The 26,318-nt window shown below is 62.7% G+C and carries 20 protein-coding genes; 9 read left to right on the top strand and 11 right to left on the bottom strand.

Going from position 1 to position 26,318, the window contains the following annotated elements; genetic code table 11:
• Positions 1-453 precede the first annotated feature (453 nt).
• Together ACCQ08_RS03595 and ACCQ08_RS03590 are read left to right on the top strand one after the other, a co-directional pair.
• Entirely contained in the window at positions 454-936 is a 483-nt protein-coding gene (locus tag ACCQ08_RS03595; protein ID WP_373448921.1) for an EVE domain-containing protein, read from the top strand.
• 140 nt (positions 937-1,076) lie between these two features.
• Positions 1,077-1,391: a DUF2322 family protein gene (locus ACCQ08_RS03590; protein WP_239811985.1), complete on the top strand. Its 315-nt coding sequence runs from the start codon at positions 1,077-1,079 to the stop codon at positions 1,389-1,391.
• Here the strand turns inward: ACCQ08_RS03590 and ACCQ08_RS03585 are convergent.
• The 3 genes from ACCQ08_RS03585 to ACCQ08_RS03575 form a co-directional block, all read right to left on the bottom strand.
• Complete coding sequence (locus ACCQ08_RS03585; protein ID WP_312462597.1) at positions 1,364-2,146, bottom strand: glutamine amidotransferase; 783 nt, start codon at positions 2,144-2,146, stop codon at positions 1,364-1,366. The two genes, ACCQ08_RS03590 and ACCQ08_RS03585, sit on opposite strands and share 28 nt — an antisense overlap.
• Before the next feature lie 77 nt (positions 2,147-2,223).
• Complete coding sequence (locus ACCQ08_RS03580; RefSeq protein ID WP_239811983.1) at positions 2,224-3,336, bottom strand: YbdK family carboxylate-amine ligase; 1,113 nt, start codon at positions 3,334-3,336, stop codon at positions 2,224-2,226.
• Positions 3,326-4,609: a cation:proton antiporter gene (locus ACCQ08_RS03575; protein ID WP_312528582.1), complete on the bottom strand. Its 1,284-nt coding sequence runs from the start codon at positions 4,607-4,609 to the stop codon at positions 3,326-3,328. Before ACCQ08_RS03575 ends, ACCQ08_RS03580 begins: the two co-directional genes overlap by 11 nt.
• 736 nt (positions 4,610-5,345) lie before the next feature.
• Between ACCQ08_RS03575 and ACCQ08_RS03570 the strand changes: the two genes are divergently transcribed.
• Positions 5,346-6,299: a bile acid:sodium symporter family protein gene (locus ACCQ08_RS03570; protein ID WP_239811981.1), complete on the top strand. Its 954-nt coding sequence runs from the start codon at positions 5,346-5,348 to the stop codon at positions 6,297-6,299.
• 22 nt (positions 6,300-6,321) lie between these two features.
• Here the strand turns inward: ACCQ08_RS03570 and ACCQ08_RS03565 are convergent, their stop codons facing one another.
• The 4 genes from ACCQ08_RS03565 to ACCQ08_RS03550 form a co-directional block, all read right to left on the bottom strand.
• Positions 6,322-7,209 carry a TIGR03915 family putative DNA repair protein gene (locus ACCQ08_RS03565; protein WP_373448920.1) on the bottom strand — a complete coding sequence of 296 codons (888 nt, stop codon included), beginning with the start codon at positions 7,207-7,209 and terminating at the stop codon, positions 6,322-6,324.
• 11 nt (positions 7,210-7,220) lie between these two features.
• Complete coding sequence (locus ACCQ08_RS03560) at positions 7,221-8,549, bottom strand: putative DNA modification/repair radical SAM protein (RefSeq protein ID WP_373448919.1); 1,329 nt, start codon at positions 8,547-8,549, stop codon at positions 7,221-7,223.
• A gap of 200 nt (positions 8,550-8,749) precedes the next feature.
• Positions 8,750-9,724, bottom strand: a complete 975-nt coding sequence (locus tag ACCQ08_RS03555) for a tripartite tricarboxylate transporter substrate binding protein (protein ID WP_312462613.1) — start codon at positions 9,722-9,724, stop codon at positions 8,750-8,752.
• A gap of 131 nt (positions 9,725-9,855) precedes the next feature.
• Positions 9,856-10,803, bottom strand: a complete 948-nt coding sequence (locus tag ACCQ08_RS03550; protein WP_373449075.1) for a tripartite tricarboxylate transporter substrate binding protein — start codon at positions 10,801-10,803, stop codon at positions 9,856-9,858.
• A 266-nt stretch (positions 10,804-11,069) separates the two neighbouring features.
• Between ACCQ08_RS03550 and ACCQ08_RS03545 the strand changes: the two genes are divergently transcribed.
• Positions 11,070-11,711, top strand: coding sequence for a VOC family protein (locus tag ACCQ08_RS03545; RefSeq protein ID WP_373448918.1), 642 nt, complete (start codon positions 11,070-11,072; stop codon positions 11,709-11,711).
• Positions 11,712-11,811: 100 nt separating this feature from the next.
• Here the strand turns inward: ACCQ08_RS03545 and lpdA are convergent, their stop codons facing one another.
• Genes lpdA through aceE form a run of 3 tightly spaced genes read right to left on the bottom strand, consistent with a single transcriptional unit; the run spans position 11,812 to position 18,093 of the window.
• Entirely contained in the window at positions 11,812-13,671 is a 1,860-nt protein-coding gene (lpdA, locus tag ACCQ08_RS03540) for a dihydrolipoyl dehydrogenase (RefSeq protein ID WP_373448917.1), read from the bottom strand.
• Positions 13,672-13,686: 15 nt separating this feature from the next.
• Entirely contained in the window at positions 13,687-15,366 is a 1,680-nt protein-coding gene (aceF, locus tag ACCQ08_RS03535) for a dihydrolipoyllysine-residue acetyltransferase (RefSeq protein WP_373448916.1), read from the bottom strand.
• A gap of 21 nt (positions 15,367-15,387) precedes the next feature.
• A complete protein-coding gene (gene aceE, locus ACCQ08_RS03530) occupies positions 15,388-18,093 on the bottom strand; it encodes a pyruvate dehydrogenase (acetyl-transferring), homodimeric type (protein WP_239811973.1) in 2,706 nt (901 codons plus the stop codon).
• Between the two features lie 276 nt (positions 18,094-18,369).
• On the opposite strand from aceE, the gene ACCQ08_RS03525 reads away from it, so the two are divergent.
• The 5 genes from ACCQ08_RS03525 to ACCQ08_RS03505 all read left to right on the top strand — a co-directional run bounded on the left by ACCQ08_RS03525 (position 18,370) and on the right by ACCQ08_RS03505 (position 25,533).
• Positions 18,370-20,829, top strand: coding sequence for a PAS domain S-box protein (locus ACCQ08_RS03525; protein ID WP_312458250.1), 2,460 nt, complete (start codon positions 18,370-18,372; stop codon positions 20,827-20,829).
• Between the two features lie 36 nt (positions 20,830-20,865).
• A complete protein-coding gene (locus ACCQ08_RS03520) occupies positions 20,866-21,498 on the top strand; it encodes a response regulator transcription factor (protein ID WP_133856160.1) in 633 nt (210 codons plus the stop codon).
• Between the two features lie 162 nt (positions 21,499-21,660).
• Positions 21,661-22,509, top strand: coding sequence for a bifunctional methylenetetrahydrofolate dehydrogenase/methenyltetrahydrofolate cyclohydrolase FolD (folD, locus tag ACCQ08_RS03515; RefSeq protein ID WP_239811971.1), 849 nt, complete (start codon positions 21,661-21,663; stop codon positions 22,507-22,509).
• Positions 22,510-22,711: 202 nt separating this feature from the next.
• Positions 22,712-24,769: a M3 family metallopeptidase gene (locus ACCQ08_RS03510; RefSeq protein WP_373448915.1), complete on the top strand. Its 2,058-nt coding sequence runs from the start codon at positions 22,712-22,714 to the stop codon at positions 24,767-24,769.
• Positions 24,770-24,882: 113 nt separating this feature from the next.
• The gene (locus ACCQ08_RS03505; RefSeq protein ID WP_373448914.1) at positions 24,883-25,533 is read left to right on the top strand and encodes a glutaredoxin domain-containing protein; all 651 of its coding nucleotides are present in this window, start codon (positions 24,883-24,885) and stop codon (positions 25,531-25,533) included.
• A gap of 76 nt (positions 25,534-25,609) precedes the next feature.
• Here ACCQ08_RS03505 and rpiA read toward each other — a convergent pair whose 3' ends face one another.
• A complete protein-coding gene (rpiA, locus tag ACCQ08_RS03500) occupies positions 25,610-26,281 on the bottom strand; it encodes a ribose-5-phosphate isomerase RpiA (RefSeq protein WP_312409092.1) in 672 nt (223 codons plus the stop codon).
• Positions 26,282-26,318: the final 37 nt, after the last annotated feature.

The following is a 26,318-nucleotide window of genomic DNA, read 5'->3' as shown; positions in this document are numbered from 1 at the left end:
CTTGGGCTGTCTCGTATAAACGCCGCCTGGCATCAACACTGCCGCAGCGCTTGTGCTTCCATAAACAGAGCGGCGCATCGTTTAGCATCAGCAGCATGCGCGCTCAGGCCTGGGCCGCGCTACCAGCCTGCCCCGCCCTCCTTAGAACCTGTTCAAAGTCTCCTCGCGCCGCGACAGTGTCTTTGCGAGATGGGATACTAGGGGGGCGCCCAGCCGCGCAACACCGCAGCAATAGCTGTGCTATTGCGAGGATTTGCAACGACGCAGACCGCTCCCTACCCGGGCAGCGCAAAGCCACTGTCCCAACGGGTTGGAGTGAAATCGGGCGATTTCTGCGCGCTGGCCCTTGCTTGCACCCCGGTGCAAGCTGCGGACCAGCCCTTCGAACTCATTCCGATTGCACTCCAACGCGGCTGCGTAGAGACTTTGAACAGGTTCTTACATCCAAGCACCATGAACGCTGCATCGACCCGCTACTGGCTGATGAAAAACGAGCCCGATGAATTCTCCATCGACCGCGCGCTCAACGCGCCCCGGGCGACGATCGCCTGGGACGGCGTGCGCAACTACCAGGCGCGCAACTTCATGCGCGATGACATGCAGGTGGGCGATGGTGTGCTGTACTGGCATTCGAGCTGCGCCGAGCCCGGTATTTACGGCATTGCCCGCATCGCGGGCCATCTGCGGCCCGATGCCAGCCAGTTCGACCCGAAGTCCAAGTACTACGACCCCAAGTCCAAACCCGAGGCCCCGCGCTGGCTGATGCTGGATGTGCAGGCGCTGCGCAAGATCCAGCCCATCACGGTGGCTGCGCTGCGCCAATATCCAGCGTTAGAAGATATGCGGGTGCTGCAAAAAGGCAACCGCCTGTCGATCACGCCGGTGGATGCGCGGCATTGGGACTTCATCATGGGCCTGGTGAAGGCACAGGACTGACGATGGCTGTGGGCGGCAGGATGGCCGCCCTGCCCCCTTGGCCAGCAAGGCTTTGCTGCATAATACAAAACCCGTGAGCTGCCCATGCAATAAGCACCGGCAGCTATTTTTTTGATACCACTTCTGCGCCCAGGAGCCCCATGGCATTTGCTGACAACCTCCAATCCCTGCCTTCCATTGACCATATCGCCGAGCTGCAACTGATCGATGCCGATGGCCAGGTGGCTGCCACCATTCCGAATGCCCCCGGCAAGGCCGGTTCGGCCAAGGTCTACAACGCACTGGCCGCCAAGCATGGCGGCATCAATGTGGCAGCGGCTGAAGAAGGCCTGCAGATTTTTGCTGAACATACGGACGACGCCAAGGCCCGCCCCGGCGCGCATCCCAATATCGACCGACTGCTGGAAGTCATCGCCTCCGGCAAGGGCTATACCGTCAAAGTCGTCCCGGCCTGAGCACCCGAGGCCGTGTTCAGCGCCGGCGCGGTTGCTGGCGGGCAGGCATAGGCTGCTACAAAGCGCTGCAGCATCCGCTGCGGCACAGGCGTGTCGCGCAGCTGCTCCAGCATCGCCTGCGGGTCAAAACCCTCCGACTGCAGCACCTTCGCACGCAGCTGGATGCAGGCAGCAGCCACCTTCTGGCTGAACTCCGGATGGAACTGGGTGGACACTGCATGGGCCCCATAGCGCACCACCTGGTGCGGGTCATGGGCTGATCTTGCGAGCACCCGGGCGCCTGGCGGCAGCTCCAGCACCGTTTGCATATGGGTCAGATGGGCTTTGAAGCGCGGGCCTGAGCCGGCCAGCAATGCCTCTTCCTCGGCCCCGGCCAGCAGGTCGATATCGAGGCAGCCCATTTCGCGGCCCTTGGGGTGGTAATCGACTTTGCCACCCAGCGCATGGGCCATCAGCTGGTGCCCGTAGCAGACGCCAAACAGCGGAAACCCCAATGCCATCGCGTCGCGTATCCACTGGGCCGCCGCTTCGCTCCACGGCAGACGATCGGTGACCATCGCCCAGGAGCCGGTGATGATCGCGGCGCTGTGCGCGTCATGCGGCGGCAAGGGCTCACCGTCGAACACCCGCACCACCTTGAACGCGGGCCCAGCAGCGAGCACGGCGGAGAACCACAGCGGCAAATCGCCGGCCTGGGCACGGATATCGTCGGGCGGTGTGCCGACCTGGATGAGCAGCAGAGATTTTTCAGACACGGGTGAAGGCAAAAAAGGCTGACCATGCACTGTAATGCAGGCCAGCCCCGGATGGCTTTCAACCCGGTGTATTTCAATCAATACCGGAAGCGCAGGGTGGACTGCCGTACCACCTCGGGCAGTTGCTGGGCCTGGGCATAGGCTTCGCGCAGGCGGCTGGCGTCGTTGACCCCTTCGTTGACGGTCTTGCGCAGCTGCAGCAAGGCCTCCTTGCTGTTGTCCGGCACATAGGACTGGATGCGCTGCAAGGTCAGCAGGATGTGCTCCCGCAGCCCAAAGGATTCGCTGCTTGCCGGGTCCACATAGGCGCCTTCCAGGCCGAATCGGCAGGCCTGGAAGCGGTTGTAGGTGTAGACCAGGTAGTCGTCCTCACTGGGCTCGAACGGCTCCTCGGCCAGGAACCAGGCCCCCAGCGCCTGCACATAGGCGGCCAGTGCAACGGCGCGCTCGATGGACAGCGGCGTGTCAAACACCCGCACCTCGACGGTGCCAAACTCGGGCTTGGGGCGGATATCCCAGTAGAAATCCTTCATGCTGTGGATCACCCCAGTGGCGGTCATCTTCTCGTAGTAGCGCTCAAAGTCCTCCCAGTGCAGCGCAAACGGTGCCCGGCCAGACAGCGGAAACGCAAACACCGAGTTCAGCCGCGCCGAATCGAAAGCCGTGTCCTGCCCTTGCACAAAGGGGCTGGAGGCCGACAGCGCAATAAAGTGCGGGATATAGCGCGAGAGCCGGTGCAGCATCATCAATGCCGCGTCGGCACCGGGGCAGCCCACATGCACATGCTGGCCAAAGATCGTGAATTGCTTGGTCAGGTAGCCATACAGCGCAGTGATCTCTTTGAAACGCGGCTTGTTGTAGATGCGCTGCTGGTGCCACTGCTGGAACGGGTGGGTTCCCCCGCCGGCCAGCGCAATATTGAGCTTGTCGGCCGCCTTGACCAGCGCGTCGCGCGTGACCGTCAGCTGCTGGTAGGCATCCTGCGCATCGGTACAGATACCGGTCGATATCTCGATCATGCTGGTGGTCACCTCCGGCACGATCGAGCCCGGCACCTGCGCATTCTTCAGCAGGGCCAGCATATCGGGGGCGTAAGGCGTCAGGTCGTAGTGGTTGGTGTTGACCAGCTGCAGCTCCAGCTCCACCCCCAAGGTCAGTGCCTGGGATTGTTGGAAAGCTTCAAGCGTCATGGCGTTTCTCCTTGCTGGTGAGGGCAGACAGACCGATTCCGCGGTGGGCCTCGCCACTGCGCCAGAGGGCCAGCGAGGCCAGCAGCACACCGATCACCTCACACAGCACAATCATTGGCAGCGCAATCGACGATACGCTGATGGCGACATCCGGGTTGGTGGTGGCCCATTGCGCCACCTGGGCCGAGGCAATCAGCAGTGCCAGCCCCGAGCTGGGCGACTGCGCGCAGGCGACTGGCCACTGGCGCAGCCAGCCAATACCGGTGCCTGCGCCCAGCAAGATGACCCCGCCCATCTTCCCCAGCAGGCGCGCCAGGCTGGCTGCCGCCACCACGCTGATCAGCGCTGCGCTCGGCGCCATCTGGCCGGCCATGCTGGCCACCAGCACAAACATCAGCAGATTGAGCATGGTGTTGCCCGCCATGAAGGCCGTGGGCCAGATCATCGGCCTGGGGCTGAGATTGCGCAGCATCACGCCGGCGAGGACAAAGGCCAGCGCCGCCGAGCCGCCCAGGCGTTCAGACAGCAGGCTGGCTGCCACCAGCACGGCAAGCATGTACAGCGCGGTGGAGTCGCTGCGCGACGAGGTCCAGCGCAACACCGGCCACAAGGCGGCGGTGGTCAGCAGCGCCCACAACAGGGTCAGGCCCAGGTTCCACAACAGATGGCCCATGCCGGCTGCGGTCAGCATCAGGCCCGACTGGGCATCCGTGCCAGCCACCGGCGACCATGCCACGGTGATGACCAAGCCCAGCACCAGTGCGTACACGCAGCTGAGCGTTGCCATCAACACGCTGCGGTCGGTGACGGCCCCGCTGGAGCGCAGATCCGAGGAGATGCGCAAAAGAACGGATGGAGACGCCGCCATCGCGATCACGCCAACACCCAGTGACACCGCCCAGCCCATGCCGAGCAGTTGCAGAGTGCCCGTGACCAGCACGAGGGCTGCCAGCGATTCGACCAGGCTTTGCAGCAGCAAAAACGGCTGACGCACCAACCATTTGAGCGAGATTTGCGAGGCGGCAATCAGCATGCTGGTGCCTACGGCCGTATGCAGCAGCACCTGGGTATTGCCCTGCAGCGGCCAGGGCAGATCGCCAAACCCGAGCCAGCCGGCCAGCAGGCCGACGACCGTATAACCCAGCATGCGGGGAAAGCCGGTGAGCCGAAAAACCATATGGCCGGCCAGCGCGGCGGCCGCTACCAGCACGCACCAGCTCATCAACGGGCCAACACTGTGTTCAAGCCAGCCGCCAACTTGCGGCAAGGGCATTGAGGATGCTGCATGGGGTGGCATAACTGCACCTTCCTCCCAAAAAATGTGTCCAGCGTGCATGGCCGCATGGCACCGAGTTAGAGATGGCCCTGGCAGCGCGTCGCAGCGGCTGTTCCAGAGCAGGAGATGCATTGCCACCAGTGACACTGTCACGGTGTTGCATTAATGCATCAGATCGTTAACCAATCTCAACGACTCTACCGGATGATCTGCAGATTGCAGCGGCGGCCTGCGTCCAAAGGTTACAAAATGCCTGCAGTCCTACAATAAAAACGACATTGGCCAAACCTTGCGCCGCACCGCACCGGCGCTGAATGCGGCCCACGCATGGGGCCCACATTGCTATGCAGAACGTAGCAGGCTTCGGGTACAAAAAATGCCAACTTTGCGCGCGGCAGGGTCTGCGCCTGCAACAGGCATTGCGCTGACAGACACCCGCCTGCGGATATCCGAGTGTGCCGTGTTGCCACCGCGGCCTGCCCCCAACCAGTTGCAATCGTAACTTTATGATGGCAGGCCTGATGCGGCCCGCCACAAGCATCCGGCGCTTGCCCGCTACCACCTGTAGCCTGCATTCATCGCAGCGCTGTTGCACTGGCCGCTATCCCTGGCCCGGCACAGCGCCACCTCCGCCGCATCGCATCAGCCCCCACCCCGTTCTTCTCCCACGGGCGTTGCACCGGCTCTGGCCGAAAGCGCAGCGCCCAGGCTTTGCTTTGGTCTGGATACTTCCGTGCTTGCTTTGTTGACCCGTCTTTTTCCCGTCTGGGCAGCTGTGATGGCGCTGATCGCCTACAGCGCGCCCTCCGCCTTCCTGGGCTTCAAGCCCCATATTGCCCAGTTGCTGATGCTGATCATGTTTGCGATGGGCGTGACCCTGCGCATCAGCGACTTCAGCCGCGTACTGCAGCGCCCTGCGCCGATTGCGGCCGGGTTGTTCCTGCACTACCTCATCATGCCGCTGGCCGCCTGGCTGATTGCCAAAGCGCTGAACATGCCGCCCGAGCTGACGGCCGGCATGGTGCTGGTCGGCAGCGTCGCCAGCGGTACGTCGTCAAATGTGATGATTTTTCTGTCCAAGGGCGATGTGGCGCTGTCGGTGACGATCAGTGCACTGTCCACCCTGGTCGGCATTGTGGCCACGCCGCTGCTTGCGCGCCTCTATATCTCGGCGTCGATCGATGTGCCGGTCAGCGCGCTGCTGATGGAGATTGCACAAATCGTGCTGCTGCCGATTGGCCTGGGCCTGCTGCTGAACCATTTCTGGCATGCGCAGATCAAGCGCGTCGAGCGTCTGCTGCCGCTCGTGTCGATGGTGGCGATCCTGCTGGTGCTGTCCACCGTCGTGGCCTTGAGCCGCGACCGCATCGCCACCGTGGGTGGCGTCGTGGTGGCGGGCGTGATTGCGCACAACCTGATCGGTTACCTGGGTGGTTACTGGGGCGGTCGCCTGCTGGGCTTTGATAAATCGGTCTGCCGCACATTGGCGATCGAGGTGGGCATGCAGAACTCGGGCCTCGCGGCCAGCCTGGGCGCGAAGTTCTTCAGCCCGATGGCCGCGCTGCCAGGCGCCATTTTCTCGGTCTGGCACAACATCTCGGGATCGCTGCTCGCAGGCTACTGGTCGAGCCGGCCTACCGGCACGGCCAACGACCATGTGCGCCGCGAAGACGTGTCACTGCACTGAGCCTGAAAAACCGCTGTCCGCGTCAGGCGCGCCGGGCGCCTGGCTGCGCCGCCAGCATTTCTCCAGTGCGGCTGCGCGCGCCTGCCACCAGGCCGCTGATCAGCTGGGTCTCGGGCAGGTTCTTCCAGTACCGGCGCGGCATCTCGCGCAGCATGGCCTGTTCCTTGAGGCGCGCCGGGTTGAAGGTGGACTGGTAATAGGCCAGCCATAGCGCTTCACCCGCATCCGGGCCCGGCACCTGGGCCGCTGAGGCGCCAGGGCCCCATTGCAGGCATTCCTGGTCCCAGAGCACGCTGCAGTCCGGCGTCAGAATCGCCCAGCGCATATTGCTGAAGCGCTCCATGAAAAAGCCCGAGGCCGCTCGAACGATGTGGTGCTCGGGTTCGAACCAGGCCACATGCAGCGGGTGGCCGTTTTCGTCCTGTGCGGGCCGGAAGCGCACAAAGGCATGCATCTTGTGGATCTCTCGCCGCACTGCATGCGCCAGGCGTTCGATATCGCGCCAATCGGCATCGAGCGCATCGCCCGCAAGGCCAGGCATGCACTGAACCCGCCACAGCCAGCGGTAGCACAGCATGAAGCGCCCCGGATTGCGGTGGCAGCAGGCATTGCGCAGCACGGCCAGCTGGGGTTTGCGAATGTGCACCGGCTGGCCGGGTGCGATGGCCAAACGGTCCAGCGCATCGGGGCTGATGACGCGGGCTGGCGCATCGGGTGCATCATTGGCTGCCGCAGCATCCGCAAACAAATCACCATCCTCGGCCTGGGTAGCCAACTCATCCGACCAGCGCCAGTGCACCACCTCAGGCGCTGCGCCCAGGGCCAGCAACACCCGCGCGGCCTGGCGAAAGCCGGCAAAGTCATCCGGCGCTTCCAACATCACCGTCAAGCTGTCGTTCTCCGCTGGCATGCCTGGCCTCCTCAAAACAAGGCGATCTGCGCCGCAGCCGCCAGTTGCATGCCACTGTGCCGGCGCTGCACAGCCCCCTGCCCCATCTGGGCAAGCAGCTGTTGGCGCAAGCCGGGGCTGTCGAGCATGGCCAGCGGCGGGTGGTAATCATCGAGCTCGACAAAAGGCAGCACCTTGCTGGTGGCGACGCGCAGCTGCTGCAGATCGGCCAGCCGCAGCCGGCGCACCTTGCGGGCGGCCAACAGGCGCTCGACACTGCCGACACCTAAGCCCGGCACCCGCAGCAGCCAGGCCTTGGCCGCGCGGTTCAAGTCCACCGGAAAATGCTGGCGCTGCGACAGCGCCCAGGCGAGTTTGGGGTCCAGCTCCAGATCGAGCATGCCGCCGCTCGCCGGTGCAGTGATTTCTGCCGGGCTGAAGCCGTAGAAGCGCATCAGCCAATCGGCCTGGTAGAGACGGTGCTCGCGGATCAGCGGCGGCGCCTGCAGCGGCAGATCGGACGAGGCATCGGGGATGGGGCTGAAGGCCGAGTAATAGACCCGGCGCAGGCGCTGGCCGGTGTAGAGCGCGCTGCTGGTGAGCAGAATGGTCGCATCATTGGCGCTGTCAGCGCCGACAATCATCTGCGTGCTTTGGCCGGCCGGCGCATAGCTGGGCGCTGCCGCCCGGGCCGCCTGGCGCTGGCGGGGCAGCGATACCAGCTTACTGCCCTGCTGGTCTTGCTTCTGCTGCCGGGCCACTTCGATATGCTCCGCGACCTGGTGCATGGCCGAGGCAATGCCCATAGCATCCTTTTCCGGCGCCAATTGCTGCAGTCCCTGCTGCGTGGGCAGCTCGATATTGATGCTGAGCCGGTCCGCATAGCGGCCCGCCAGCGCCAACAATTCGGGGGACGCATCTGGAATCGTCTTGAGGTGGATGTAGCCGCGAAAATCGTGGTCCTCGCGCAGGCTGCGGGCCACCTCGACAAGTTGCTCCATCGTGTAGTCGGACGACTGGATGATGCCGCTGGACAGAAACAGGCCTTCTATGCAGTTGCGGCGGTAGAAGTCCAGAGTGAGCCCCACCACCTCGGCCGCGCTGAAGCGGGCGCGCTGCACATTGGAGCTTTTGCGGTTGATGCAGTAGCGGCAGTCGTAGATGCAGAAGTTCGTCAGCAGAATCTTCAGCAGCGAGACACAGCGGCCATCGGGCGTGTAGCTGTGGCAGATGCCCATGCCCTCGGTCGAGCCCATCCCCTTGCCGCCCAGGGAATTGCGGGGCTTGCTGCCGCTGGATGCGCAGCTGGCATCGTATTTGGCGGCGTCGGCCAGAATCTGGAGTTTGGCGAGGGTTTGCATAAATACTGTGTATATGTACAGTATTCTAGCAAAACCTCCCGGCGATGACCAGCGCTGCCTTCCATGCTGTCAGCGTAAGCAGACCCCTTCATAGAGGGGCGGCACCGATCAGATGAAGCGGTGTTTTACAAATACTGTATATAAATACAGTTTTCATCACCCTGCTGGCGTTGCCGCGCCCATCGGTCGCCTCGGCTCCGTCAAGCCTGGGGACCCAGCTTGGCCAGCACGGCCTTTTCCTTGACGGTCGACTCGGCGGCAAACTTTTTGTAGTCGGCGCTGTTCATGTAAATCGGCAGCATCTCAAAGCGCTGCAGCATCGCCTGGTAGCTTTCCATCTCCATCGCTTCCTTGAACGCCTTGTGCAAAGTGGCTTGCACATCGGCCGGCATGCCCTTGGGGCCCACCAGGCCAAACGGCGAGTATTGCGTGGTCGGCAGGCCGAGCTCGATCAAGGTGGGGGTATTGGGCAAGGTGGGCAGGCGCTTTTCGGTCCAGACGTTCAACGCGACCATGCGGCCCTGGTCTACATAGGGGATTACGGCACTGGTGTCGGCCGCGACCATCACCTCGCCTGCCATCGTCGCGCGCATCAGCTCCGCCGATCCTTTGTAGGGCACATGTACGACATCCAGTCCGAGCTGCTGCGCAATGATGGCCGAGGTGACATGCGGCGAAGTATAGGTACCGGTATTGCCCAAGGTCAGCTTGCCAGGATGGGCCTTGGCCCAGGCTACGACCTCCTGCCAATTCTTGAGCCCGGACTGGGTGCTGGCCACCATGCAGAACGCATAGCCGGTGACATTGATGATGTAGCTCAGATCCTCCACCGGGTTCCATTTGAGGCCCGTGGTGAAAGGCAGGCGCATCACGCTCATCGGCAGCTGAGCGATGGTATAGCCATCGGCCACCGTGTTCTGCAGCTGGGTCGCAGGCAGCGAACCCGCCGCTCCGGGGCGGTTCTCCACCACAATCGGCTGGCCCAGCACCTTGGCGGCGTTCTCGGCGAGCTGGCGCATCGTCAGGTCGGTCGGCCCGCCGGCGGGAAAGGCCACTACGAGCTTGATCGCCCGGTTGGGAAAGCGCTTGTTCGCGTGGGCCAGCGATGCGCCGGCCCCGATATAAGCTCCCATTGCCGTGGCGGCCCCGGCTTGCACCAGGCTTCTGCGCGTCAACACCATGTCTTTGTCTCCATTTCGGTCTATAGGCGACAAAGAGTGTAGAAAAGCGCATCCAGGCGCCGGGACGCCTGGGTGACATGGTCGGCGGAGCGTAAGGGTTCTGGCCGCGCAGCCTGGGGGTAGCCCTATTCCACGGTCGCGCCCGATTGCTTGACGGCCTTGCCCCATTCCACCATTTCGCTGGCGACAAAGCGGTCCATCTCCGGGCCGCTGGTCGGTGCGGGCTCGGAGCCCCGGTCGCGGATGAATTTCTGCATCTCGGCGCTGCTGAGAATGGCCACCGTTTCTTGGGTCAACTTGTCGACAATGGCTTTGGGGGTCCCCTTGGGGGCCATCAGCCCGAGCCAGCCCACGGCCTCGAAACCCTTGAACTCAGGCAAGCCGGATTCAGCAATCGTTGGTACCTGGGGCAGCTGGCTGGAACGGGTGGCTGAGGTCACGCCCAGCGGCACCGCCTTGCCCGCCTGGATGTTGGCCAACGCCGCAGTGACCGAATCCACCATCAGCGGCACCTGGTTGCCCAGAAAATCCGCCTGCGCCGGGCCGCTGCCTTTGTAGGGAATATGTTCGATCTGCAGCGCTGCGCGGGCCTTGACCATCTCCGCGCTCAAATGCTGGGTGCCGCCAATGCCGGCGCTCGCATAGCTCAGCTTGCCGGGCTCGGCGCGGGCCTTGCTCACCAAGTCGTTCATGCTTTTGATGCCGCTGGCCGGATTGGCCAGAAAGACCAGCGGCACCTTGGCGATCAAGCTGATGCCAACCAGGTCGGCCCGCGGATCGAAGTTCACCTTTTTGTACAAGGTCTGGTTCACCGCCATCGCGCTGCCCGCCACCAGCAAGGTGTAACCATCGGCGGCGCTGCGCGCAACCTGCTCGGAGCCGATATTGCTGCCCGCGCCGGCTTTGTTCTCCACCACCAACGGTTGGCCGAGCTTTTGGCCCAGCTTGTCGGCCAGCGCACGGGCAAAGATATCGGTGGCCTGGCCGGGTGGGAACGGCACGATCAGCTTGATGGGCTTGTCTGGATAGGCGGCAAGGGCCGGATTGGCCGCAACGGCCAAGCTAGCAGCCATTGCCAATGCGGCAGCAGAAGCGAACGCATGGGGGATCATGGGGTGGGTCTCCTGAAGAGCTGCAGCGGCGTTGGCAGAAAGCGCCGATGCGCTGCGCGAGCTTGTGTAGCCGGGATCTTCGCCCATCCAGTGGCGAATGGGCAGTCTGGGCTGTCTCCAAGACAACTGCTGGTGGTGGGTATCGTTGCTCGCTGGGGCGATCAGTTCTGATCGATGGCGCAGCCAAAAGCTATCATCAGCATTGTCATTTTTTACCACCGCATGCCATGTTTTTTGGAATCAGCTACCTCGTCCTCCCCTGCAGCGATCTGGAAAAAGCCACGCAGCTCTGGCGTGATGTGATCGGCTTCAGGGCCGCGCGCAGCGGCGAGGGCTATGTCGATATCGACACCGGCAGCGCCCTGCTGCGGCTGCTGCAGGTGCCCAAGGTGGAGTCGCAGACAAGCCTGCGCCTGCAGGTGGCCGATGTGCCCCAGGCCTACCAAAGCCTGTTGGCGGCAGGCAGCAGCTCACGCTATGCGCCGATGCGCACCCCTGAGCTCGAAGAGATGGCCTGCGTGAACGATGCCGATGGCCATGCGATCGTGCTGTGGCGCGCGTTGACAGAAGACGAATGGGGTTTTGTGCCCGAGCTGCCCAAGCAAGGCGAATGGGCCGCCGATGCGGAGGAGCTGCTGCAACGCCTGCTCAGCCATGTACCCGCATTCTTCCGCATGTTGGCCCGGCGCAAAACCACGCGCGTCATCGAGCAACTCGCCCAAGAAGCACACAGCCCTGTCACCCGTGAATGGGTCATCAAAGGCTATATCACCGCATCGGCCAAGGTCACACGTTTTCGCTTGATTGAGCCGCTGCGCGCTGAAAGCATCGACCCGGATGACTACCGGGCGGAGTTTGATGACGAATAAGCCCGGGTCCCTGTTGGCACGGCCTTGAACGCCTGACCAAGATGCAAAAAAAGACAGCCCGAAGGCTGTCTTTTGCAGAGTGGCTCAAGACCGGCTGGTCTTACTTGCGCGCAGGCGGCACATCGGTGCAGGTGCCGTGGGCCACTTCTGCGGCCATGCCGATGCTTTCGCCCAAGGTCGGGTGCGGGTGGATGGTCTTGCCGATGTCCACGGTATCTGCACCCATCTCGATGGCCAGCGCGATCTCGCCGATCATGTCGCCGGCGTGCGTGCCGACCATGCCGCCGCCGAGGATCTTGCCGTGGCCATGGGCTTCGGGCGAGTCGTCGAACAGCAGCTTGGTGAAGCCTTCGTCGCGGCCATTGGCAATCGCGCGGCCCGAGGCGGCCCAGGGGAACAGACCCTTCTTGACCTTGATGCCTTGGGCCTTGGCCTGGTCTTCGGTGAGACCCACCCATGCCACTTCGGGATCGGTGTAGGCCACCGATGGGATCACGCGGGCATTGAAAGCGGCAGCAGCCAGTTCCTTGTTGCCTTGCAGCTCGCCGGCGATGACTTCAGCGGCCACATGGGCTTCATGCACGGCCTTGTGTGCCAGCATGGGCTGACCCACGATGTCGCCGATCGCGAAGATGTGGGGCACATTGGTGCGCATCTGGATGTCGACATTGATGAAGCCACGGTCGGTCACGGATACGCCTGCAGCCTCTGCGCCGATCTTCTTGCCATTGGGCGTGCGGCCCACGGCTTGCAGCACCAGGTCATACACCTGGGGTTCGGGCACGGTCACGCCCTCCTTGGCTGGCTCGAACGAGACCTTGATGCCTTCGGGCGTGGCTTCGGCAGCCACGGTCTTGGTGTTGACCATGATGTTGTCAAAGCGCGGCGCGTTCATCTTTTGCCAGACCTTGACCAGATCGCGGTCAGCGCCTTGCATCAGGCCATCCATCATCTCGACCACATCCAGGCGTGCGCCCAGGGTGCTGTAGACGGTGCCCATTTCCAGGCCGATGATGCCGCCGCCCAGGATCAGCATGCGCTTGGGCACCGCCTTCAAGTCCAGTGCGCCGGTGGAATCGACCACGCGTTCGTCCTTGGGCATGAAGGGCAGATGCACCGCCTGCGAGCCCGCAGCAATGATGGCCTTCTTGAACTGCACGACCTTCTTGGCGCCGGTCTTGTCCTGGCCGTCGCCCGAAGTTTCCTGCACTTCGATGTGGTTGGCACTGACGAAATTGCCGTAGCCGCGCACGATCGTGACCTTGCGCATCTTGGCCATCTGGCCCAGACCGCCGGTCAGCTTGCCGATGACCTTCTCTTTATGGGCACGCAGCTGGTCGATATTGACCTCCGGCGCGGCAAACTTGACGCCGGCGACTTCCAGGTGCTTGACCTCGTCCATCACGGCCGCCACATGCAGCAGTGCCTTCGATGGGATGCAACCCACGTTCAGGCAGACGCCGCCCAAGGTCTTGTAGCGCTCGATCAGCACCACTTTGAGACCCAGATCTGCCGCGCGGAATGCCGCAGAGTAGCCGCCAGGGCCGCCGCCGAGCACGACCACGTCGCAGTCTTCATCGACCTGGCCGCTGTAGTTGCTGGCCACCGGTGCGGGCGCTGCAGCTTGCGCTGCGGGAGCGGGCGCCGCTGCTGCAGGAGCCGGTGCGGGCGACGAGGCTGCCGGTGCAGGTGCTGGGGCAGCAGGCGCAGGGGCAGCGCCCTCAGCGGCTTCCAGCGACAGAATCACCGAGCCTTCGGCGACCTTGTCACCGATCTTGATCTTGAGTTCCTTGACGACGCCGGCATGGCTCGACGGGATTTCCATCGAGGCCTTGTCCGATTCGACGGTGATCAGCGATTGGTTCTTGGCGACGGTATCGCCAGGCTTCACCAGCAGCTCGATCACGCCCACTTCAGCGAAATCACCAATGTCGGGGACTTTGATATCTACGATTGCCATAGTGTGCGTCTCCGATTACAGGATGATGCGGCGGTAGTCCGCCAGCACCTGGCCCAGGTAGGCATTGAAGCGTGCGGCCGAGGCGCCGTCGATGACGCGGTGGTCGTACGACAGGCTCAGCGGCAGCATCAGGCGTGGCACAAACTGCTTGCCGTCCCAGACGGGCTTCATCGCCGACTTGGACAGGCCAAGGATCGCCACTTCAGGGGCGTTCACGATAGGCGTGAAGTGCGTGCCGCCAATGCCGCCCAGCGACGAGATGGAGATACAGCCGCCTTGCATGTCGGCCGCGCCCAGCTTGCCGTCGCGCGCCTTCTTGGCCAGCTCGCCCATTTCTGCGCTGATCTGGATGATGCCCTTCTTGTCGGCATCCTTGAGCACCGGCACCACCAGGCCATTGGGCGTATCCGCCGCAAAGCCGATGTTGAAGTACTGCTTGTAGACCAGGGTGTCGCCATCCAGGCTGGTGTTGAACTCAGGGAATTTCTTGAGTGCAGACACCAGCGCCTTGATCACGAAGGCCAGCATGGTGACCTTGACGCCGCTCTTCTCGTTTTCCTTGTTCGTCGAGACGCGGAAGGCTTCGAGCTCGGTGATGTCGGCTTCGTCATTGTTGGTGACGTGCGGGATCATCACCCAGTTGCGGTGCAGGTTGGCGCCCGAGATCTTCTTGATACGCGACAGATCCTTGCGCTCGACCGTGCCGAACTTGCTGAAATCGACCTTGGGCCATGGCAGCAGATCCAGACCTGCGCCAGAGCCACCACCGGCAGGCGCCTTGGCCGCTTGGGCCTTGGTCTGCACGGCACCAGCCATCACCTGCTTGGTGAAGGCCTGCACGTCGTCGGCGGTGATACGGCCCTTGTTGCCCGAGCCCTTGACCTCTTCCAGCGGCACGCCCAGCTCACGCGCAAACTTGCGCACCGATGGCGATGCATAAGGCAAGGCGCCCGATGGCGGTACGGTGGGGTTGTGGGCCGGCACGGCTGCAGCCGGCGCAGCGGCGACAGGTGCTGCTGCAGGAGCAGGTGCGCTGGCGGCTGGGGCAGGCGCAGCAGCAGCGGGGGCTTGCGCAGCCGGTGCGGATGCGGGCGCTGCAGCGGTGCTGCCTTCCAGGATTGCGACCAGATCGCCAACATTGATGGTGTCGCCAATCTTGACCTTGAGTTCCTTCACCACGCCAGCGGCGGGCGATGGAATTTCCATCGAGGCCTTGTCGGATTCGACGGTGAACAGCGACTGCTCTGCGGTGACGGTATCGCCCACCTTGACCAGCAGCTCGATCACGGCCACGTCCTTGAAGTCCCCGATATCGGGGACCTTCACTTCGATCGGGCCCGAGGCCGCAGGCGCAGCAGCAGCCTGGGGTGCAGGCGTCGGTGCAGCTGCAGCAGCGGGTGCCGCAGCAGCCGGTGCTGGCGCCGGTGCTTGCGCAGCGGGTGCCGCAGCCGCTGCATCCGCCGCTTCGAGCTTGACGATGACCGAGCCTTCGGCGACCTTGTCGCCAATCTTGACGATGATTTCCTTGACCACGCCAGCGTGGCTGGACGGGATTTCCATCGAGGCCTTGTCGGACTCGACAGTGATCAGCGACTGGTCCTTGGCGACGGTGTCACCGGGCTTGACGAGCAACTCGATCACGCCCACTTCTGCGAAGTCGCCAATATCGGGGACTTGAATGTCAATTAATGCCATTGTGGTGTCTCCTGGTGCAATTTAGGCGTACAGCGGGTTGATCTTGTCGGCATTGATGCCGTACTTGGCAATCGCATCGGCGACCTTCTGGGCGGGCAGCTTGCCGTCTTCGGCCAGCGCCTTGAGCGCGGCAACCACGATGTAGTGGCGGTCGATCTCGAAGTGCTCGCGCAGCTTGCGGCGGAAGTCCGAGCGGCCAAAGCCGTCCGTGCCCAGCACCTTGTAGGTGCGGCCAGCAGGAATGAAGGGACGAATCTGCTCGGCGTAGGACTTCATGTAATCGGTCGAGGCGATCACCGGGCCGGTGCTGTTGCCCAGCTCGGCGGTCACATACGGCACCTTGGCAGTTTCCAGCGGGTGCAGCAGGTTCCAGCGGTCAGCATCTTGGCCGTCGCGGGTCAGTTCGTTGAACGATGGGCAGCTCCAGACGTCGGCGGTCACGCCCCAGTCGGCAGCCAGCAGCTCTTGCGCAAAGAAGGATTCGCGCAGGATGGTGCCCGAGCCCAGCAGTTGCACGCGCAGGTCCCCTGCGCCACCGGCCTTGCACAGGTACATGCCCTTGAGGATCTTTTCCTCGGTGCCGGGCGTCAGGCCAGGCATGGCATAGTTTTCGTTCAGCAGGGTCAGGTAGTAGAAGACGTTTTCCTGGTTCTGCACCATGCGGCGCAGGCCTTCGTGCATGATCACGGCCACTTCGTGCGAGAAGGTCGGGTCGTAGCTGATGCAATTGGGGATGGTGCCCGCCAGGATGTGGCTGTGACCGTCTTCGTGCTGCAGACCTTCGCCGTTCAACGTGGTACGGCCCGAGGTGCCGCCCAGCAAGAAACCGCGCGCCTGCAGGTCACCCGCTGCCCAGGCCAGATCGCCAATGCGCTGGAATCCGAACATCGAGTAGTAGATATAGAACGGAATCATGATGCGGTTGCTGTGGCTGTAGCTGGTTGCCGCTGCAATCCAGCTGGACATGCCGCCCGCTTCATTGATGCCTTCCTGCAGAATCTGACCCTTGGTGTCTTCCTTGTAGTACATCACCTGGTCTTTGTCGACCGGGGTGTACTGCTGGCCATGCGGGTTGTAGATACCGATCTGGCGGAACAGGCCTTCCATACCGAAGGTACGGGCCTCGTCGACCAGGATGGGCACGACGCGGGGGCCGATTTCCTTGTCGCGCAGCAGCTGGGTGAGGAAGCGCACATAGGCTTGCGTGGTCGAGATCTCACGGCCTTCGGGCGTGGCTTCGAGCACGGCCTTGAAGGTCTCCAGCGGAGGCACGGTGAACTGCTCGTCGGCCTTTTCGCGGCGTTTGGGCAGGTAGCCGCCCAAGGCCTTGCGGCGCTCGTGCAGGTACTTCATTTCCGGGGTGTCGTCCGCTGGCTTGTAGAAAGGCAGGTCGGCGATCTGGCTGTCCGGGATCGGGATGTTGAAACGGTCGCGGAAGGCCTTGATGTCCTCATCGGCCAGTTTCTTGGTCTGGTGAACGTTGTTCTTGCCCTCACCGACCTTGCCCATGCCAAAGCCCTTGACGGTCTTGACCAGCAACACGGTCGGCTGACCTTGGTGGTTTTGTGCGGCGTGGAAAGCAGCGTAGACCTTTTGCGAATCGTGGCCACCACGCTGCAGGTTCCAGATCTCGTCGTCGCTCATGTGCTCGACCATCTTCAGGGTGCGTGGATCGCGGCCGAAGAAGTTCTTGCGCACATAGGCACCATCGTTGGCCTTGAAAGCCTGGTAGTCGCCGTCGTTGCACTCCATCATGATCTTGCGCAGTGCGCCGTCATGGTCCTTGGCCAGCAACGCATCCCAGCCCTTGCCCCAGATCAGCTTGATCACGTTCCAGCCGGAGCCACGGAACTCGCCTTCGAGCTCCTGGATGATCTTGCCGTTGCCGCGCACCGGGCCGTCCAGGCGCTGCAGGTTGCAGTTGATCACGAAGATCAGGTTGTCGAGGTTTTCACGCGCGGCCAGGCCAATCGCGCCCAGGGATTCGACTTCGTCCATTTCACCGTCGCCGCAGAACACCCAGACCTTGCGGTTTTCAGTGTTGGCAATGCCGCGGGCGTGCAGGTACTTCAGGAAGCGTGCCTGGTAGATCGCCATGATGGGGCCCAGGCCCATCGAGACGGTGGGGAACTGCCAGAAATCGGGCATCAGCTTGGGGTGGGGGTAGCTCGACAGACCCTTGCCGTCCACTTCCTGGCGGAAGTTGAGCAGTTGCTCTTCGCTGATACGGCCTTCCAGGTAGGCGCGGGCATAGATGCCGGGCGATACGTGGCCTTGGATGTAGAGGCAGTCACCGCCGTGGTTGTCGCTCTCGGCGTGCCAGAAATGGTTGAAGCCAGCACCAAACATGCTGGCCAGCGACGCGAAGGAGCCGATGTGGCCGCCCAGGTCGCCGCCTTCTGGCGGGTGAATGCGGTTGGCCTTGACCACCATGGCCATGGCGTTCCAGCGCATGTAGGCGCGCAGGCGCTGTTCGATCTCGAGGTTGCCGGGGCTGCGGGCTTCCTGCTCGGTCTCGATGGTGTTGACGTAGCCGGTCTTGGCGGAGAAAGGCAGATCGACGCTGTTCTGGCGCGCGTGCTCGAGCAGTTGCTCGATCAGCGAGTGCGCGTACTCGGCGCCTTCACGGTCGATCACAGCGGACAGCGCGTCCATCCATTCTCGGGTTTCTTGGCCGTCTGTGCGGGTGGGGCCGTTGACGGCTTTTTGTTCGGATGGTTCGGACATGCTGGCGTCTCCTTCAAGTGATCTGCTATGAATGACTGTGCCAGAGTTTCTCACATTTTTTGAAGATTTCAAATAGCGGTCTTCATTTTCATATTATGGAAAATTGCTGCAAACGCACAATCCACGGGCGCTACAGGACGATGCTTCGCGGACAAAACAGGAGATTTGCCCAGCATCAGGGCACGGCTGCACCGCCCTCGTCTACACTCATCGACCATGAATTCGACCGAGCGCCCCGCCACCCCGCCCCCGAACAGCCGACCCCGTTTGGTGCAGATGTGGCAAACCTGGTGGCGCGGATTGTCACCTTCGAGACAAGACCGCTATGCGGCCATTGCTCCATTGGTGGCGGTGGTGATGTTCTTCATCGCGATCGTCGCGGCCTTTTGGTACCTGCGCAGTGAGGAGCTGGAACGCGAACGCGAGGCCATGCGCCGGGATGTGGAATATGCCCAGCAGCGCATTCGGCTGCGTCTGTCGGAGCGCCAGGAGCAGCTGATGCGCCTGGCCCGCGACGTGGGCAACCAGGACGTGGACAAGAACGGCTTCAATGACCGTGCCGATACGCTCATCAGCCAGTATGCAGAGCTGCAAGCACTGACCTGGATCGATACCGCGCGTCAGGTGCGGGCCACCCAGTTCGGCCCCAGCGTGGCGGCCGAGAACCTGCTCACCCTTGATGAGGTGATCCAGAAAAAGGAATTGCTGGAGCTGTTCGAGATGGCGCGCGACCTGCAGCAGCCCGTGTTCTCGCAGCCGCTGGCAACCAGCGAGACGGCACCGATGCTGCTGCTGGAGGTGCCCATCAGTCAGAAAGGCCGCTTTGGCGGCGTGCTGCTGGCCGAGTTCTCGATTGACAATCTGCTGCGTTACGGCACGCCCACCGAGATCCTCGCGCGCTATGCGGTAACGCTGCAGGATGGCAAGGGCACCACGCTGGCCGGCACGCCGCTGGCGCCGCGTGTGGCTGCGCAGCGGCTGCTGCCCTGGCGCACGGGGCCCAACGAATTCGACATGCCAGTCGCGCCGGTGGGCAACAGCCTCAAGTTGCGTGCGCAGGCCTACCACACCTCACTGGGGTTGGTCAGCAACGGGCTGTTCTGGCTTGTCTGTGTGCTGAGCTTCATGACAGCCTGGCTGCTGGTGGCCACCTGGCGCCATACGCGCAAGCGCATCCGCGCGCAGGAGGCGCTGCAGGGAGAAACCAATTTCCGCCGTGCAATGGAGAACAGCGTGCTCACAGGCATGCGTGCGCTCGATCTGCAAGGCCGCATCTCCTACGTGAATGCCGCCTTCTGCCAGATGACCGGCTGGAGCGAAGAAGAGCTGGTGGGCAAGCTGCCCCCCTACCCTTATTGGCCCGAAGGCGACCAAAGCACCTACCACGACATGCTGATCGACGAGATGAGCGGCAAGGTGTTTCCCGGTGGCTTCCAGATGCGGGTCAAGCGCAAGAATGGCACGATGTTCGAGGCACGGCTTTATGTCTCGCCGCTCATCGATGGCCATGGCCGTCAGACCGGCTGGATGACCTCGATGACCGACATCACCGAGCCCAACCGCATCCGAGAGCAGCTCTCCGCCTCCTACGAGCGCTTTACCATCGTGCTCGAAGCACTGGATGCCTCGGTGTCGGTGGCACCGCTGGGCAGTGCCGAGCTGCTGTTTGCCAACAAGCTCTACCGGCAGTGGTTCGGCTCGCAAACGGTGGGCCATTTGCAGCTGGTCGCCCAGGCGGGCGTGCTGCCCAGCAGCAGCAATGCCAGCACCAGCATGGACGATGAAGACGGTCTGATGGGCCTGCCCAGTGACCAGATCACCACCGCCGTCAGCGGCAACGCCGAGATCTACATCGCTGAACTGGGCAAATGGCTGGAGGTGCGCTCGCGCTACCTCAACTGGGTGGACGGACGGCTCGCGCAAATGGTGATTGCGACCGATATCACACCCCGCCGCCATGCCGAAGAGCAAGCCGCGCGCCAGGCCGAAAAAGCCGCCACCGTAAGCCGCCTGGTGACCATGGGCGAGATGGCCTCGAGCGTCGCGCATGAGCTCAACCAGCCGCTGTCAGCGATCAGCAACTACTGCTCGGGCATGATCACCCGCGTCAAGAACGGCAGCCTCAGCGAAGAGGCTTTGCTGGGCGCGCTGGAAAAGACAGCCCACCAGGCGCAGCGCGCCGGCCAGGTGATCCACCGCATCCGCTCGTTTGTCAAACGCAGCGAGCCCAACCGGGCGCTGGCCGATGTCAGCGACATCGTCAGCGAAGCGGTCGAGCTGGGCTCGATCGAGCTCAAACGGCACAATGTGCGGCTTTCGCACCACGTTGCCGCACGGTTGCCCAAAGTGAAGGTGGACAGCATCCTGATCGAGCAGGTGCTCATCAACCTGATGAAGAACGGCGCCGAATCCATCGCCAACGCCGAGCGCCCGGCCCACCAGCGGATGGTCGAGCTGCGCGTTGTGCCTCGCAAGATCGACGCCACGGATGTGATAGAGTTTTCCGTTCAAGATACGGGGCGCGGCCTGTCACCTGAAGCACTGGAGCGCCTGTTCCAGGCCTTCTTCTCCACCAAGAGCGAAGGCATGGGAATCGGCCTCAATCTCTGCCGCAGCATTGTCGAATCTCACCATGGCCGGATGCAGGCAGAGAACCTCTACAATGGCTCGGAGGTGACGGGTTGTAATTTCAGCTTCTGGATTCCGGTGGCCACGCCGGCGGAGTCCGCTGAATAGCCAGCGCTATACCAATACTGATAGAAGGAATTGTGCATGAGCTTGATCCCCAAAAAGGGCACGGTCTACGTAGTCGATGACGATGAAGCGGTTCGCGACTCGCTTCAATGGTTGCTGGAGGGCAAGGATTACCGTGTGCGCTGCTTTGATTCAGCCGAATCCTTTTTGGCACGCTACGACGCCCGCGAAGTGGCATGCCTGATCGTCGATATCCGCATGGGCGGCATGAGCGGCCTGGAACTGCAGGATCGTCTGATCGAAAACAAGTCGCCCCTGCCCATCGTCTTCATCACCGGCCATGGCGATGTGCCCATGGCGGTCGATACGATGAAAAAGGGTGCGATGGATTTCATCCAGAAGCCTTTTGACGAAGCCCAGTTGGACACCTTGGTCGAGCGCATGCTCGACCAGGCACGCGATGCCTTCGCGGGCCACCAGCAAGCTGCCAGCCGCGATGCGCTGCTGGCCAAGCTCACCGGACGCGAATCGCAAGTGCTCGAACGCATTGTCGCCGGCCGCCTCAACAAACAGATCGCAGACGACCTGGGCATCAGCATCAAGACCGTGGAGGCGCACCGCGCCAACATCATGGAAAAGCTGGGCGCCAATACCGTCGCTGATCTGCTCAAGATTGCCCTGGGCTCGAATGCAGCGGCCAAGGCAACGTGATAAATTAGCGGTCTTAGCGCCCTAAGGACGACGTTCCAACAACGCTGCTCAAAGCGCAATGCGCCGGTACCGGTTTCGGTACGGCGCATTTTTCAATTCCGCGCGCCATGCTGGGGGCTCGCCCGGCTTCTGGACCACGCGCAACCCTTTTTGGATGACCACATGACTGCTCAATTGATCGATGGCAAGGCCCTTTCCCAGCAACTGCGTGCCGATGTCAAGACGCGCGCCGACCAGCTCAAGGCCCGGGGCATCGTGCCGGGGCTGGCCGTCATCCTGGTGGGTGACAACCAGGCCAGCCAGGTGTACGTGCGCAACAAGGTCAAGTCCTGCGAAGAGTGCGGCTTCCACTCGGTGCTGGAGAAGTACGACGCCAACATGACCGAAGCCGAGTTGCTGGCCCGGGTCGAAGCGCTCAACAACGATCCGAGCATCCACGGCATCCTGGTGCAGCTGCCGCTGCCCAAGCACATCGATGACCACAAGGTCATCGAAGCCATCTCACCCAAGAAGGATGTGGACGGCTTCCATGTGGCCAGCGCCGGCGCGCTGATGGTGGGTGAAGTGGGCTTCAAGGCCTGCACGCCTTATGGCTGCATGAAGATGCTCGAATCGATCGGCATGAAGGACCTGCGCGGCAAGCATGCCGTGGTCATCGGCCGCTCCAACATCGTCGGCAAGCCCATGGCCATGATGCTGCTGGCCGCCAATGCCACCGTCACCATCACCCACAGCGGCACGGCCGATCTGGCCGCGATGACCCGCCAGGCCGACATCATCGTGGCTGCCGTGGGCAAGCTCAATGTGCTGACTGCCGACATGGTCAAGCCCGGCGCCGTGGTGATCGATGTGGGCATGAACCGCAATGCCGAAGGCAAGCTCTGCGGCGATGTGGATTTTGACGGCGTCAAGGAAGTGGCAGGCTACATCACCCCCGTGCCCGGCGGTGTCGGCCCGATGACGATCACGATGCTGATGGTCAATACGCTGGAGTCGGCCGAGCGCGCCTGATCTCCACAAAATCACCTCGATTCCGCGCCGATTTATCGCGCCGGTAAAACTATGAAAACGATAGCTGTTGGCATCCGCCTTGCCGGTGCCAGCGGCTTTTTTTTGTGCTTAAATGACAGGCAAGACCCAAGTGCCATCATGCCTTGCAAGCCTGTGCCAACATGGCATTGATTGCGGCGCGCGAGGCCCCATATACAGCACCATGACCAATCCATTGCTCGACTTCAGCGGCCTGCCCCGCTTTGACCAGGTCCAACCTGAACACATTGCCCCCGCCATCGACCAGCTTCTGGCCGACAGTGAAGCGGCCCTCAAGACAGTAACGGCGCCAGAGTTCCCGGCGCAATGGAACGAGATTGCCAAAGTGCTCGATGTCAGCACCGAAAAGCTGGGCCGCGCCTGGGGCATGGTCGGTCACCTCAATTCTGTTGCAGACACTCCCGAGCTGCGCGCTGCCTACAACGCCGAGATGCCCAAGGTCACGGCGTTTTGGACCCAGCTGGGTGCGGACGAAGCGCTGTATGCCAAGTACAAGGCCATCGACCCGGCAAGCTTGAACAGCGAGCAGAAGCAGGCCTGGGACAACGCAATGCGCAACTTTGTGCTCGGTGGTGCCGAGCTGCAAGGCCCGGCCCGCGAGACCTATGCCCAACTGCAAGAGAAAAGCGCCATCGCCTGCCAGAAGTACAGCGAAAACGCGATGGATGCGACCGACCAGTTTGCCTACTATGCCGAATTGGACGAGCTGGCCGGCGTGCCGCAAGATGTCATCCAAGCCGCCCGCGCCGCGGCCGAGGCCGAAGGCAAGCCGGGCTACAAGCTGACCTTGAAGATCCCCAGCTACCTGCCGGTGATGCAGTTTGCCAAGAGCAGCGCGTTGCGCGAAAAGCTCTACCGCGCCTACACCACGCGGGCCAGTGAGTTTGGCGATGCCAAGCTCGACAATACGCCGCTGATGGTCGAGATCCTGAAAATGCGCGAGCAGGAAGCACATCTGCTGGGCTACCCCAGCTTTGGCGAACTCTCGGTAGCGCCCAAGATGGCCCAGTCGTCAGTGCAGGTGATGGAGTTTTTGCAGGAGCTGGCCAGCAAGGCCAAGCCTTATGGCCAAAAGGATGTGCAAGACCTGCGCGACTATGCCCGCACCGAACTGGGCCTGGACAACCCCCAGGCCTGGGACTGGAGCTACATCGGCGAACACCTGAAAGAGGCACGCTACGCTTTCAGCGAGCAGGAACTCAAGCAGTACTTCCCGGCGCCCAAGGTGCTGGCCGGTCTGTTCCGCATTGTCGAGACCTTGTTCGGCGTGCAGATCAAGGGGGACCTGGCGCCTGTCTGGAACCAGGACGTGGCCTTCTACCGCATCGAGCGCGATGGCGAGCTGGTCGGCCAGTTCTACCTCGATCCGCCTGCCCGCAATGGCAAGCGTGGCGGCGCCTGGATGGACGATGTGCGCACCCGCTGGCTGCGCCCGGACAATGGCGAGCTGCAGACCCCCATTGCACACCTGGTCTGCAATTTCGCAGCCGGCGTGGACGGCAAGCCGCCGCTGCTGACCCATGACGACGTGATCACCCTCTTCCACGAAACCGGCCACGGCCTGCACCACATGCTCACGCAGGTCAATGAGCGCGATGTCTCCGGCATCGGTGGTGTGGAATGGGATGCCGTTGAGCTGCCCAGCCAGTTCATGGAGAACTTCTGCTGGGAGTGGGAAGTGCTGCGCCATATGACGGCCCATGTCGACACCGGCGAGCCGCTGCCGCGCGCACTCTACGACAAGATGATTGCCGCCAAGAACTTCCAGTCCGGCATGCAGATCCTGCGGCAGATCGAGTTCTCGTTGTTCGACATGCGCATCCACACCGAGCTGTCAGGCGATGGCATCAACGCAGAGGCGATCTACCGCGTGATGCGCGACGTCCGCAGCCAGGTGGCTGTGCTCGATCAACCGGAGTTCAACCGCATGCCCAACACCTTCACCCATATTTTTGCGGGTGGCTATGCAGCGGGCTACTACAGCTACAAGTGGGCCGAGGTGCTGTCGGCCGACGCCTTTGCCAGCTTTGAAGAAGCAGCGCAAAAGCGCGGCAGCAGTGATGTAGTGGACCGCGAGGTGGGCCAGCGCTACCTGCATGCCATCCTGGAAGCCGGTGGCAGCCGTCCGGCGATGGAGTCGTTCAAGGCCTTCCGTGGCCGAGAGCCCCAGTTGGACGCGCTGCTGCGCCACCAGGGCATGGCGGAACCCCTGACCGCATGAGCCTTCCGGCTTGCAGCGCCGCCCCCTGGGGCCCTGCAAGCCGCTGATGGCGCTGGCGTTGCGAAGGCATAATGGAGCCACAACAGCTATAGAGAGGGAAACGCATGAGGACAATGGCTTTGGGCAGCATCCTGGTGGGCACCGCACTGGCCTGTGCCACTGGCTGGGCCAGCGCGCAAACGGTGTACCGGATCGTGGGACCCGACGGCAGGGTGACCTTTTCAGACCGTGCGCCGACATCCGATACGCCGAGCCAGTCGGTCTCGACCGGTGCCGTCACCGAGCCGACCGGTACCCGGCTCAGTGACTTGCCGCTCGAGGTCAAGCAAGCGGCAACCAAGTACCCCCTGACCTTCTACACCAGCAAGGACTGCGGCGCCTGTGACACGGCCCGCCGCTATCTGCTGACGCGGGGTGTGCCTTTCACGGAGAAGACAGTCACCTCCAACGAAGAAATCCAGGCGCTGCGCAAGCTCAACCCCGATGGCACGATCCCCTTTGCCACGTTGGGTGCGCAACACCTGAGTGGCTTCAACGAAAACGACTGGAGCGCCTATCTGGATGCCGCCGGCTACCCTGCCCAGTCCAAGCTGCCGTCCAGCTACCGCCCCGCCCCGGCCCAGCCGCTGATCCCCAAGGTCATTGCACCTGCTGCGCCCGCTGCCGCGCAGCCTGCAGCGCCAGGTGGCTCACCGGCCTCGGGCAACCAGAATGTCGAACCGGAACGTGTCACGCCCAGCAATCCGACCGGGATTGTTTTCTAAGCCTGCGCACTGAACAACAATGGCCCGACCAGGCGTTGCCTGCGTCGGGCCATTTTGTCAGGTTTGACTGGTTGATTTAGAACTCGAGCGTCTCTACGCCTTGCTCGGTCCCCAGCAGGCAAACTGCCGCCTTCTGGTGCGCAAACACGCCAACCGTCACCACGCCGGGCCACTGGTTCACTTCCGATTCAAAAGCGGCAGGATCGGCAATCGCCAGACCGGTGACATCGAGGATGTGCTGGCCGTTGTCGGTGACCAGGGGCTGGCCGTCCTTGAGGCGCAACCTGGCTTGGCCACCCTTGGCTGCGAAGCGGCGGGCAATCTGGGTGGCAGCCATGGGAATGACTTCGACCGGCAGCGGAAACGCACCCAAGGTTTGTACCTGCTTGGACGCATCAGCGATGCAGATGAAGCGGTCGGCCAGCGCAGCGACGATCTTCTCGCGCGTCAACGCAGCGCCGCCGCCCTTGACCATGAACCCCTGGTGGTCGATCTCATCGGCGCCATCGATATAGACTGCGAGGCGCTCGACCTCGTTGGCGTCCAACACCTTGATGCCCAGCGCCTGCAGGCGCTCGGTGCTGGCCACCGAGCTGGAAACGGCGCCAGGAATCTGGTCCTTGATGGAGGCCAGCGCATCGATGAACTTGTTCACGGTGGAGCCGGTGCCCACGCCTACGATTTCTCCGGCAACCACATACTGCAGGGCTGCGCGGCCAACCTCGGCCTTTAATTCGTCTTGTGTCATGGTAGTGCGATCAGATCAGCGAAAATACAGATAACGC

The sequence above is a fragment of the Comamonas sp. SY3 genome, from assembly GCF_041730275.1.
Lineage (GTDB): Bacteria > Pseudomonadota > Gammaproteobacteria > Burkholderiales > Burkholderiaceae_C > Comamonas > Comamonas sediminis.
Note: the sequence above shows the minus strand (reverse complement) of the source record. Positions and strands in the feature narration are given on the sequence as shown.

Bases quoted from the DNA above. Each gene is read 5' to 3' on its own strand.
- ACCQ08_RS03525 (WP_312458250.1), top strand. From the start codon at position 18,370: ATGTGGCAAACCTGGTGGCGCGGATTGTCACCTTCGAGACAAGACCGC.
- folD (WP_239811971.1), top strand. From the start codon at position 21,661: ATGACTGCTCAATTGATCGATGGCAAGGCCCTTTCCCAGCAACTGCGT.
- ACCQ08_RS03560 (WP_373448919.1), bottom strand. From the start codon at position 8,549: ATGCAAACCCTCGCCAAACTCCAGATTCTGGCCGACGCCGCCAAATAC.
- ACCQ08_RS03580 (WP_239811983.1), bottom strand. From the start codon at position 3,336: ATGACGCTTGAAGCTTTCCAACAATCCCAGGCACTGACCTTGGGGGTG.
- ACCQ08_RS03510 (WP_373448915.1), top strand. From the start codon at position 22,712: ATGACCAATCCATTGCTCGACTTCAGCGGCCTGCCCCGCTTTGACCAG.
- aceE (WP_239811973.1), bottom strand. From the start codon at position 18,093: ATGTCCGAACCATCCGAACAAAAAGCCGTCAACGGCCCCACCCGCACA.
- ACCQ08_RS03565 (WP_373448920.1), bottom strand. From the start codon at position 7,209: ATGCCAGCGGAGAACGACAGCTTGACGGTGATGTTGGAAGCGCCGGAT.
- ACCQ08_RS03550 (WP_373449075.1), bottom strand. From the start codon at position 10,803: ATGGCTGCTAGCTTGGCCGTTGCGGCCAATCCGGCCCTTGCCGCCTAT.
- ACCQ08_RS03575 (WP_312528582.1), bottom strand. From the start codon at position 4,609: ATGCCCTTGCCGCAAGTTGGCGGCTGGCTTGAACACAGTGTTGGCCCG.
- rpiA (WP_312409092.1), bottom strand. From the start codon at position 26,281: ATGACACAAGACGAATTAAAGGCCGAGGTTGGCCGCGCAGCCCTGCAG.
- ACCQ08_RS03595 (WP_373448921.1), top strand. From the start codon at position 454: ATGAACGCTGCATCGACCCGCTACTGGCTGATGAAAAACGAGCCCGAT.
- aceF (WP_373448916.1), bottom strand. From the start codon at position 15,366: ATGGCATTAATTGACATTCAAGTCCCCGATATTGGCGACTTCGCAGAA.
- ACCQ08_RS03505 (WP_373448914.1), top strand. From the start codon at position 24,883: ATGGCTTTGGGCAGCATCCTGGTGGGCACCGCACTGGCCTGTGCCACT.
- ACCQ08_RS03545 (WP_373448918.1), top strand. From the start codon at position 11,070: ATGTTTTTTGGAATCAGCTACCTCGTCCTCCCCTGCAGCGATCTGGAA.
- ACCQ08_RS03590 (WP_239811985.1), top strand. From the start codon at position 1,077: ATGGCATTTGCTGACAACCTCCAATCCCTGCCTTCCATTGACCATATC.
- lpdA (WP_373448917.1), bottom strand. From the start codon at position 13,671: ATGGCAATCGTAGATATCAAAGTCCCCGACATTGGTGATTTCGCTGAA.
- ACCQ08_RS03520 (WP_133856160.1), top strand. From the start codon at position 20,866: ATGAGCTTGATCCCCAAAAAGGGCACGGTCTACGTAGTCGATGACGAT.